Genomic DNA, 11,428 nt, shown 5'->3' on the forward strand with positions numbered 1-11,428 from the left:
GGCAAACCGCCGACGTCACGCGTGGGCACGTTTCATTCGAGGCCCCCGGCCTCGAATGCCCGCCGTGACGCCTAGAAGTTCACGCGGAACTGTGCGCCGAAGTTGCGCGGCTCGTTGACGATGCCCGTCAGGTTGTCGAAGTCGATCGCGGCCACCACCTGGATGCGGTTGGTGATGTTGCGGGCGAACGCGGCGACTTCATACTTCCCGTTGTCCCACTTGTAGCCGACCCGCAGGCCGCCTTCCAGCAGCGCCTTCGCCTTGTACTCCTTGGCCTCGTACAGGAACATGTTGTAGTCGGTCCGGTACGACCAGTCCGTGAGCGCATACAGCTCGCCGTCCGCCAGCGGATGCGAATAGCGCAGCGTGAGGTTGGTCTGCCATTTCGGCGAGCGGGGCAGCGGCAGGCCGTCCAGCTTTTGCGTGTACGGGAACGGGCCTGGCACGCCGGTCGGGGTGCAGCCGTTCACGCCGTTCGTGTTGGGCTGGTTGCCGCAGGTCTGCACGAACAGGTTCGGGTCCTTGATCTCCGTGTCGTTGTAGCTGGCGCCGAGGCTGGCGCGCCAGTCGTCCGACAGGATCGCCTGGAAGTCCATTTCCACGCCCTGGCCCGTGACCTTGTCGGCGTTGATCAACTGGTTCATGTTGATCGTGCCGCTGCCGGCCGTCAGCTGCTTGTCCTTCACGCGGTACTGGAAGACCGTCGCCGACAGGCGCGCGCGGCGGTCCAGCATGTCCGCCTTGATGCCCGCTTCATACGACAGCGCCTTTTCCGCGCCGGCCATCGACGGTTTGTCCGAGAGGCCGTTCAGGCGGCCCTGCATCGACGGGGCGCGGTAGCCGGTCGCCACGCGCGCGAACAGGTTGGTGTCGCCATCCAGCGCGTAGCTGGCCGAACCGTCCCAGCTGATGTTGTGCGAATCGCTGTGCAGCGGCAGCGGGCCGCTGGACTTGGGCGGCTCGAAGCGCTGCGCCACGAAATCCTTGTTGTCGCTGGTGTAGCGCAGGCCGCCGCGCACTTTCAGCTTGTCCGTCAGCTTGTAGTTCAGGGTGCCGAAGGCGGCCCAGGAGCGGGCGTCCTGGGTCTGGGTCGCGTAGGCGTCGTTCCGGGGATTGCCCGGTGCGAGCGTGTTGAAGCTGATCGAGTCGATCCGGATGTGTTCATCGAAGTAGAACACGCCGGCCATCCATTGCAGCGGGTCCCTGGTGTTCGATTCCAGGCGGATTTCCTGCGTCGTCTGGTTATGTTCGGGCAGCAGGTCCGCCGTCTCGACCGTGAACGGGATGTACGCGGGCTGGCCCGGATAATTCGGCCCCATCGGCGGCGCGTAGACGGCGCCGACGCCGCCGTCGACGTCGCCGCGGCTGTAGAAATAGGCGTGCTCGTAACCCGTGATCGAGTGCAGGGTCATGCCGTCCAGGTCCCAGCGCAGGCGCAGGTTGGCGCCGCTGGTGCGCAGCGTCTGGTTGTTGCCGCCGTCGGTCGGGTAGCTGTCGTAGTTGAAGCCGTCGACGAGGTCGCTCGTTCCCTTCTTGATGATATTGGCGCGGAACAGCGTCGCGTTGCCGCGCATGTCGCGCGCGTGGACGTTGAACAGGGCCGAGAAGTCGCGGGTCGGCTTGACCAGCAGCTGCACGCGCGCGGCATTGTCGTCATAGCCCTCGAAGTCGCGGGTGTACGCGTTCGGTTCCGGGTTGTGCACGCGGTTGTTGCGGTGCTGGGACTGCAGCGACACGCGCAGCGCGGCCGTATCCGACAGCGGCATGTTGTAGGCGCCTTCCGCATTCATGGTGCCGTAGTTGCCGGCGCCCAGCACGGCGTAGCCTTCCGTCTTGAATACCGGTTTCGCGGAGTCGAACTTGATCACGCCCGCCGGCGAGTTGCGGCCGAACAGCGTGCCTTGCGGGCCGCGCAGCACCTCGACCTGGTCGACGTCGAAGACGGGGAAGCCCTTGAGCATCGGGCTTTCCTGCACGATGTCGTCGACGACGAGGCCGACCGGCTGGGACGCGTTCAGGTCGAAGTCGGTATTGCCCTGGCCGCGGATGTAGAAGCGGGGGAACGAACGGCCATAGTCGGACTCGACGTTCAGGGACGGCGAGCGGCCCGCCAGGAACCGGATGTCGGCGCCGCCGGACGTCAGCACGTCGAGCTTGTCGCCCTTGATCGCGGTGACGGACATCGGCACGTCCTTGAGGTTCTCGGCGCGCCGCTGGGCGGTCACGATGACGGTTTCCAGGTGCTGGACCGGCCTGGCGGCGGTGTCCCGCGCGGCGGCCTGATCGGCGCTCTGATCGGGTTCGTCGGCCAGGGCATACAGGGGGAATGTGCCGGCCACGGCGGCTGCGAGCAGGGTGCGGGCAAACATTCGGGTGGGACGTACGTGCATGTTACGCATCTCTTCCTTTATTGGAGCTATTGATGTAAATCGACCTTGTTCGATCGATACTCTCTCGTTCTTGTTTCTTTGTCGGTTGGCAAAGAATAACCATCCTAGCAGTAAAAACATTTGCACAAGATTACTGCTGATTTATTTGAAAAATAGATAAATCCCTTAGTTAAACGGTATTTGCCATTCACCGGCGGGCTATTGCATAGTTTGATGTTCGGTACGGTCGACGCCGGCTTGCGCGGCAGAGTGAGGCCGTGACGGGCGTAATGACATGGGCGCGCCGACAACCGTCTTTACGTGCGTAACCGTGTGATTTGAGCAACAGATGCGATGTTGTTAATCTCCAACAACGAGCGCATGCGGCACATGTGAAAAGCGGTCCGCCCATGTGTGGAACGAACCGCCCGGTGTGAAGCAGGAGGAAAGCGGGCGCTGGCGTCAGCGGTGCTGCACGAGCTCCTGCGCCGGCGCGACGGTCGCGGAAGGCGCCGGCGGTGCCATGCTCGGCTTGACGGCCAACGCGGCCTGGCGGGCGGCGCTGCCGTTGGCGCAGTAGCGGTTCTTGCCGGCGCGCTTCGCTTCGTACAGCGCGTAGTCGGCAATGCTGATCAGGTCGACGACGTTCTCGGCATCGTCCGGATAGAGGCTGATGCCGATGCTGGTCGACAGCTGCAGCGTGAGGTCGTTGATGAAGAAGGGCTCGGACAGCGCCTCGACGAGCTTGGCGGCCGGGCCCTGCGCGTCGGCCAGGCTGTGCACGTCGGCCAGCAGGACGATGAATTCGTCGCCGCCCAGGCGCGCCACCGTGTCTTCCTTGCGCGAATTCGACAGCAGGCGCTGCGATACCATCTTCAGGATCTCGTCGCCGTAGGCGTGGCCGTAGGTGTCGTTGATCGCCTTGAAGCCGTCCAGGTCGAGGTACATCACCGCGGCCTTGTGGTGGTTGCGGTTGGCGTGCTGCAGGGCGGTTTCGATACGGTCTTCCAGCAGGCGGCGGTTCGGCAGGCCCGTCAGGGCATCGTGCAGCGCGAGTTCCTGCTGGGCGCGGCTGTACTGGGCCAGTTCCTTGTACAGCAGGCGCACTTCCAGCATGTTGTGGATGCGCTTGTGCACTTCGAGCAGGTCGAACGGCTTGCTGATGAAGTCGCGCGCGCCCGCTTCCAGCGCGGCGATCTTGAAGCTGGGCTGTGCCGTCAGGGCGAGCACGGGCAGATAGCCGCCCTGTTCGATTTCCTTGAGGCCTTTCATGACCTGGAAACCGTTCAGGCCCGGCATTTGCAGGTCGAGCAGGATCAGGTCGTAGTTGTGCTCGCGATGCAGCGGGCATACCTGTTCCGGCAGCATCGTCGAACTGACGTCGGTGTAGCCTTCCTCACGCAATATCTCTTCCATCAATTCGATATTGTCGGGGGAATCGTCTACGACCAGGATCTTCGCGTTCAGGATGTCTTGTCGGCTGGGCATGCGTAATCTCATCAAATCAAGGCCGGCATCGTTAATTCCCTAACGGATTCCGACTCTAGAGCAACATTCCATAGTCTAGCAAATGGCCGAGAATTTCTTGTAGGACAGCGCCGCGTGCGTGGGTAGGAACATTATTCATGATTTATTCATGACACTAGCGTACGCCATTTCTGCCCGCCGCGGGTGCCGCGGCACGACTTACCATCGGGGTGGAAGGGCCTACGACGGAGGCAACTGTTGCAATTAGTTCACTCGGCTCGACCGGTTTCGAAATATGCGCCGAGAAACCCGCCTCCAGCGCGCTCAACCGGTCTTCCGAACGGGCGAACGCCGTCAGGGCAATGGCGGGGACGTGGCCGCCTTCTTCGCGCGACAGGTGGCGCACCCAGTCGAGCAGTTCGAAACCGTCCACTTCGGGCATGCCCAGATCGCTGATCAAGAGGTTCGGCACCTGTTCCTTGAACAGCGCGAACGCTTCCCGGGCGCTGGCGGCGATGCGCACGCCGGCGCCGCAATCGCTGAGGATGCGCTTCATCAGTTCGCGCGCGTCGCGGTCGTCGTCGACGACGAGGACGTTGACGCCGGACAGGTCGAGCACCGTCATGTCCGGCGTCGGCGGCGTCGGCAGGATCATGGCGGCGCGGGCGCGCGCGGCCGATGCCGGCTGCTGCTTGGCGAGCGGCAATTCGATCGTGAAGCTGGCGCCCTTGCCCTCGCCGGCACTTTCCGCGCGGACCGTGCCGCCGTGCTGCTCGACCAGGTGCTTGACGATCGCGAGTCCCAGGCCGAGACCGCCGTGGCGCCGCGTCATCGACGCGTCGCCCTGGCGGAAGCGTTCGAACACGTGGGTGATGAATTCCGGGCGGATGCCGGCGCCGTTGTCGCGCACCGTCACGGCGACGCTGGCGTCGTTGCGTGCCAGCTCGATGCTGACGAGGCCGTCGCGGGGCGTGAACTTGATGGCGTTCGACAGCAGATTCCACACGATCTGCTGCAGCCGGGCCGGATCGCCCGCGACGAGGCCCGGGTCGGCGGCGTAGTGTTTCTCGATGCGGATGTTCTTGGCGTCGGCGGCCGGGCGTACGGTCTCGACCGCGGCGTCGATGAAGCTGGCCGGCGCCACGGATTGCATGTCGAGCAGCACTTTGCCGGACGTGATGCGGCTCATGTCGAGCAGGTCTTCGATCAGCTGGGCCTGGGCGCGCGCATTGCGCTCGATCGTCTGCAGGCCTTTCTGCAGGTCGTTCTGGTCGCGGCTGCCGCGCCGCAGCACCTGGGCCCAGCCGAGGATCGCCGACAGGGGCGTGCGCAGTTCGTGCGACAGCGTGGCCAGGAATTCGTCCTTCATCTGGCTCGTGCGTTCGGCCTCGGCGCGCGCCTGGCGTTCGCTTTCCAGCAAGATCTTGCGCTCCTCGGCGGCCCGCTGGGCGGCTTCGTACAGGCGCGCGTTGTCGATCGCGACGGCGGCCTGGGCCGCGATGCCGCGCACGATGCGCTCCGTGCGGTCGCTGAAGATGCCCGCTTCGGGATGCCCGAAGAACATGGTGCCGAGTAGTTCTCCAGAGTGGGCGACGACCGGCACGGCCAGGTAGCTGCGCACGGCCGGGTGGCCCGTGGGCAGGCCGAACGGCGCCGCCTCGCCGAAGCGGGCGTCGTGCGTGACGTCGTCCGAGCGGACGAGGCCGGCCGGGCGGTCCGCGAGCCCCGGGCCGAACAGGCCGTTGGGACCGCCTGCGCCGAACGACTCGAGCCCGGCCGGACTCCCGCCGGAGACCGTGTACAGCGTGAACATGTTGCCGCCGTCGGCACCGCCCTCGTGGCCGTCATGGCGGCCGTGGTAGAGGAAGGCGCCCTGGCGCGCGCCGGCGATGCCGGTGGCGGCGTCCGTCGCGGCCTGCAGCAGCGAGCGCAGGTCGCGCGTGGACGCCAGCGCGCTGCCGGTGCTGTTGAGCAGTTCGAGCACGTGCGACTCGTCGCGCAACGCCTGTTCGGCGCGCTTGACTTCGTCGACGTCCGTGTTCGTGCCGAACCAGCGCAAGACCTTGCCGTGGCGGTCGCGCACGGGATTCACGCGCGTGAGGAACCAGCGGTAGGTATCGTCCGCGCCGTGGATCGGGTATTCCATTTCGAACGGGGTGCCGCTGCGGATGCTGGCGTTCCAGCGCTCCTGCACGGCTGGCAGCACGGTGGGTTCGACGGTCGTTTGCCAGCCCCAGCCGACGACCTGGTCGGGCGTCGTGCCCGTGTATTCGAACCAGCGCTCGTTGAACCAGACGATGGCGCCGTCGGCCTGGGCCATCCAGGCCAGCTGCGGGATCGTGTTGGCCAGCGCGCGCAGCACTTCCTCGCTCTGGCGCAGGGCGTCGGCGGCGCTGCGCCGGGCCGTGATGTCCTGCACGACGCCCGTCATGCCCAGCACGCCCTCGCGCCGGACCTGGTCGGCGTAGTCGGCGCGGCCCACGAGCGCGACCCAGCGCGGCTCGCCGCCGGGGCCGGGCAGGCGGCATTCCAGTTCGAGGTCGCCGTGGCCGGAGAAGGCCTGCAGCACGGCGCGCCGTACGCTTTCGCGGTCGCCCGGGTCGAGGCGGGCGCGCAGTTCGCTCCACGCCAGCGGTTGCTCGGCCGGCAGGCCGAAGACGGCGGCGGCGCGTTCGCCCAGCATCACGCGGTCGCTGGCGGCATCCCAGCGCCAGTCGCCCAGGCGGCCGGCGGCCAGCGCCACCTGCAGGCGGCTGTTGCCTTGCTGGAGGGCTTGCTGGTCGGCCTTGCGCCGGTTGATGTCCTGGAAGTACAGCGTGAGGCCGTCCGGCGACGGATGGGCGCGCACCTCGAACCAGCGCTTCAGGGCGGGCCAGAAGAATTCCTGGATCGCCGTCTCGCGGCTGACCATGGCGCGCCGGTAGACGGTTTCCAGCAGGCTGCCGCGCAGTTCCGGGAACGTGGCCCACAAATCGTGGCCGACGAGGCTCGGACGGGTCTTCTGCAGGGGCGCGAGCATGTCCAGCGCGCGCCCGTTGATGTACATGATGCGCCAGTGGTGGTCGACGGCGCAGAAGCCGTCGGTCAGGCTCTCGAGCATGTTTTCCATGCGCGCATTGGCGTGGTGCAGGGCTTCGCGGGCTTCCTGCAGCTCGCGCGCGGCCGCGGCGGCATCGGTTGCGGCGGAGGCGGGGACGGCAGCAGCGGGCTGCGCGGAAGGCTGCCGCAGCTGGTCGCGCTCGTTGTTCACCGTCGGTCTCCCCACGAGATCACCGGAGCGGGCACCGGACCGGGCATCTTGATGGGCTCGGAGGGGCGGGGTGCTCTGCCGGTGGGCTCGAAATCGGTCATCGTTCTGGGCTCTGCGCGCGCGACTGCGGTGCCGCGCGGAATGCGCGGGCACGTCCGTCCACGGCGCGTAACGAGCCGTACATCGATTCTAGCCCAGCCCGGGCGCTTTGTTGCACACCTTTGACGCATCGTTCAGGTGCGCACCGGCAGCGGGTGCGCCACCTTGTCGAGGGCCTGCTGAAGCTGGTCGAGCTCGTAGGGCTTCTGCAGCGACAGATAGGGGAATTCCACGTGGCGCAGCAGGGTGTCGCCATAGCCCGACGCAAAGATCACCCGCATGGCCGGGGCGCTGGCCACCGCCTGCCGCGCCAGCTCGACGCCCGACATGCCCGGCAGGCTGACGTCCGTGAACAAGACGTCGTAGTGCCCGGCCGCTAGCCGCGCCAGCGCGTCGTCCGGGTGGCCGACGCCGTCCGCCTCGTGGCCGAAGGCGCGCAGCATCTCGCACACCAGGTACTGGGAATCGACGTTGTCCTCGACGACCAGGATATGGAGCGGGCCGTCCGCCTCGGCGGGCGCCGCTCCGGGTACGGGCGCGGCCGGCGCCAGCGCGCACAGCACGCCGGCCACCGTGTCGCCGTCGGTGCGCACCGGCGTGAAATACAGATCGTAGCGACCACCGCCGTCGCTGCCCGGGAATGCGAGCGTGCGGCCGGGGGCATGCGAGGCTTCGCCGTCCCAGGCGCGTTCCAGCTCGGCGCCGCCGGCCGCCAGCGGCGGTGGCATCACCGGCGGTATGCTGCCGCCCGGCACCCGTCCATACGCCGGGCCGGCCAGCGCGCCGTACGCGTCGTTGAACAGGACCGTCATGTCCCGGCCCCACACCAGCAGCAGCGGCAGCGGGATATTGAACATCATGTCGGCGGCCAGCTTCAGCGCTTGCGGCCACTGCTGCGGATCGCCGAGCCGGGAAGCGGACCAGTCGAAGGAACTGGAGGAATGTGCGGACCTGCCGGAAAGGAGCATAGCGCAGTAACGATTGTTATCTAAACGAAAAGAGGATGCATCGTACACCAAATCGGAAGCAGGGGGCGGCACGACTGCACACGGTTTCATAGAGGAAAAAAATCGGGATCGACGCAGGGCGCGGTCGTAAAAGAACAACATCCTGAACAGCCGATATTGCACCACAGCATATGGCGCCGCGCGCGGACCTCATTGGGCGCCGCCGGGCACGCCGGGCAAAAAAAAGCCCGCTACGGGAGCGGGCTGAATCTATCCTTGGAGGAGAATAGAGGAGACAGGGATCATAATGCTGCATCGCAAAAAAGAAATCCAATTTAGTTTTCCAATGTCCCTCATTGGTTTTATAAATGACTCGACGGTACGGCTGCCAATCGTGCCGCTCTTGGTGCACTAAAGAAAATGTTCTACGATAGCAAAATGTTTAAAAGCGCTCTGCTGTCGTTCACGTTCTTTCGAGCCGATCCCTCCGCGCGCCGTGCGTTGCCATTCTCGACCTTACCCGGCTATCATGCCCGTTGCGGTTGCCGGCCATGCGCGGCGCCGTTTGTATTGACAGGAACATGTCCGGCACGCCTTGTTCGTGCCTGGCGTGCCTTATCCGGCCGTTTCGTAGGGCGCCGCACGTTCCGGCGCTCCCTGCCATCGTTTACAGTCCTGGGTTTGCCAACCGGCCGATGCATCGTCAATTGAACCGATTTACGAACCGCGGCCTGCGCCGCTCGCTCGCCGCCTGGGCGCTGGCCGCCGTCGCCGTCCTGTGCGCCGGCGTGGGGCTGGCGCCGCCTGCGCGCGCGCAGAGCGCGGCGTCGGGCGTGCCGCTGGAGCGGCGCGTGAAAGCGGCGTTCCTGTATAAATTCCTCGGCTATACCGACTTTCCCCCCAGCGCCTTTGGCGACGCCGCTGCGCCGCTGACGATCGGCGTGATCGGCGCGGACGACCTGGCCGTCGAGCTGGCGCGCGTGGTGGCGGGGCGTACCGTCAACGGCCGCTCCATCGAAGTGCGCGAGCTGCGCGAGGCCGACGCCGGCGCCCGCGTGCATCTGCTGTTCGTGGGCGGGAGCGATCCGCAGCGGGTGGCGCGCATCGTGCGCCAGGCGACCGGCGCGATGCTCGTCGTGACCGAGTGCGATAACGGGCTGCAGCTTGGCAGTGTGATCAATTTCCGCATCGTCGACGAGCGTGTCCGCTTCGACGTCGCGCTCGACGCGGCGGAACGCAACGGCATCAAACTCAGTTCGCGCCTCCTGACGGTGGCGAACCGGGTGCAGAAAGGAGCGCAGTGATGGTGGTGCGCGATGGCGGCACGGTCCGCGGCAAACTGATTCTGATGGCGGTATCGACGACGTTCGTCGCGCTGCTGGCGGCTTCCGTCGCCATGCTCCTGTTCGACCTGCGCGCGTTCCAGCGCTACTGGACCGACGACCTGATGACCCAGGCCGACATCATGGCGCGCGTGACCGCGCCGGCGCTGACGTTCAACGACGAGGAGACGGCGCGCCAGAACCTCGCCGTGCTGCGCGTGCGGCCGCAGATCCTCGCCGCCGCCATCTATACGAGCGACGGCACGCGCTTCGCCACGTACGCGGTGAGTCCGAACCAGACCATTCCGGCGCGGCCGGCGCCGTCCGGCTACCGCATCGAGGGTGGCGAGGTGGCCGTGTTCCGCAACATCGTGGAAAACGGCGAGATGGTGGGCACGGTCTACCTGCGCTCGCGCTATGGCGTCGTCGACCGCCTGTTCAGCTATGGCACGATCCTCGGCGCGGTGATGCTGGGTGCGCTCGTGATCGCGGGGCTGGTCGCATCGCGCCTGCAGGCCGCCATCACGCGGCCGCTGGCCGCCGTCACCAATGTCGCGCGCCAGGTGATGCAGCGGCGCGATTTCACGCTGCGCGTGCCGGGCAACGACAGCGGCGAGATCGGCGTGCTCGTCGCCGCCTTCAACGACATGCTGGCCGAGATCGGCCGGCGCTCGCATGCGCTGCAGGAAGCGAATGCGACGCTCGAGCACGAGATGCAGGTGCGCGAGCGCGCGGAAGAGGCGTTGCGCCTCGCCGACCGCCGCAAGGACGAATTCCTCGCCACCCTGGCGCACGAGCTGCGCAATCCGCTGGCGCCGATCCGCACGGGCCTGGATATCCTGCGCCTGCGCAGCGGCGACGCCCAGGCCACCCAGCGCGCCACCGACATCATGGAGCGCCAGCTGCGCCAGATGGTGCGCCTCGTCGACGACCTGCTGGACGTCTCGCGCATCAACACGGGCAAGTTCACGATCAAGAGCGGCCGCGTGGAACTGAAGGCCGTCGTCAACGACGCGCTCGAGGTCGTCCGCCCGTACATCGAACTGCACGGCCACGAACTGACGATCGACCTGCCGGACCGCCCCGTGTTCCTGAACGGCGATGCGACGCGCCTCGCGCAGATCCTCTCGAACCTGCTGAACAACGCCGCCAAATACACCAATCGCGGCGGCCGGGTCGGCCTGAGCGCGAGCGTGGACGACCGTACGCTCACGGTGACCGTGTCGGATACCGGCATCGGCATCGCGCCGGACATGCTGGATTCCGTGTTCGAAATGTTCGTGCAGGTGGATTCGACGCTGGAGCGCTCGAACGCGGGCCTGGGCGTCGGGCTGTCGCTGGCGCGCAAGCTGGTCGAGCTGCACGGCGGCACCATCGAGGCGCGCAGCGCGGGCATCGGCCACGGCAGCCAGTTCGTCGTGCGCCTGCCGATCGTCGTCGAGCCGGAGCTCCCGGCCAAACCGACGCCAATGTCCTTCATCAGCTCGGAAACCTACCGCATCCTGCTGGCCGACGACAACGTCGACTTCGTCAACAGCATCGGCGCGCTGCTGACGGCGATGGGGCACAGCGTCGTCATCACGCACAACGGCGTGGATGCGCTGGCGGCCGCCAAGCGCTTCTGTCCGGACTACGCCTTCCTCGACATCGGCCTGCCGCAGATGTCCGGCTACGACCTGGCGCGGGGCATCCGCGACCTGTCGTGCTGCACGATGACCGTCATGGTCGCCGTCACCGGCTGGGGCCAGGAAAAGGACAGGCAGCTGGCGTTCGAGGCCGGTTTCGACCATCACATGGTGAAACCCGTGCGCTTCGAACAGATCGAGGAAATCCTGGGGAACCGCAGCATCATCAAGAAGCTGCGCACCTGAACGGCAAGGGCAAAAAAAAGGCTGTGTTCGCGTTAAGTCCGTGAACTGATTCCGGTTGCAGAGGTCATACGCATCGTCGAGTTAACTCATGAGGAGTGACGAT

6 protein-coding genes are annotated in these 11,428 nt (G+C 66.3%); 2 read left to right on the forward strand and 4 right to left on the reverse strand.

The window, feature by feature from the left end:
* Window positions 1-71 precede the first annotated feature (71 nt).
* The 4 genes from ASC93_RS18445 to ASC93_RS30030 form a co-directional block, all read right to left on the reverse strand.
* Window positions 72-2,390, reverse strand: a complete 2,319-nt coding sequence (locus tag ASC93_RS18445) for a TonB-dependent receptor (RefSeq protein ID WP_229412780.1) — start codon at window positions 2,388-2,390, stop codon at window positions 72-74.
* A 441-nt stretch (window positions 2,391-2,831) separates the two neighbouring features.
* On the reverse strand, window positions 2,832-3,857 hold the full coding sequence (locus ASC93_RS18450; protein ID WP_056445514.1) for a diguanylate cyclase: 1,026 nt from the start codon (window positions 3,855-3,857) through the stop codon (window positions 2,832-2,834).
* A gap of 154 nt (window positions 3,858-4,011) precedes the next feature.
* Entirely contained in the window at window positions 4,012-7,086 is a 3,075-nt protein-coding gene (locus ASC93_RS18455; RefSeq protein WP_229412781.1) for an ATP-binding protein, read from the reverse strand.
* 233 nt (window positions 7,087-7,319) lie between these two features.
* Window positions 7,320-8,153: a response regulator gene (locus ASC93_RS30030; RefSeq protein WP_082548146.1), complete on the reverse strand. Its 834-nt coding sequence runs from the start codon at window positions 8,151-8,153 to the stop codon at window positions 7,320-7,322.
* Between the two features lie 686 nt (window positions 8,154-8,839).
* On the opposite strand from ASC93_RS30030, the gene ASC93_RS18465 reads away from it, so the two are divergent.
* Together ASC93_RS18465 and ASC93_RS18470 are read left to right on the forward strand one after the other, a co-directional pair.
* Window positions 8,840-9,436 (forward strand): YfiR family protein, encoded by a 597-nt coding sequence (locus ASC93_RS18465; protein ID WP_056445516.1) that lies wholly within the window; start codon window positions 8,840-8,842, stop codon window positions 9,434-9,436.
* Entirely contained in the window at window positions 9,436-11,325 is a 1,890-nt protein-coding gene (locus ASC93_RS18470) for an ATP-binding protein (protein ID WP_056445521.1), read from the forward strand. The genes ASC93_RS18465 and ASC93_RS18470 overlap by 1 nt, the downstream gene beginning before the upstream one ends.
* The last annotated feature ends 103 nt before the right edge of the window (window positions 11,326-11,428 follow it).

The sequence above is a fragment of the Massilia sp. Root335 genome (genome assembly GCF_001425685.1).
Lineage (GTDB): Bacteria > Pseudomonadota > Gammaproteobacteria > Burkholderiales > Burkholderiaceae_D > Telluria > Telluria luteola.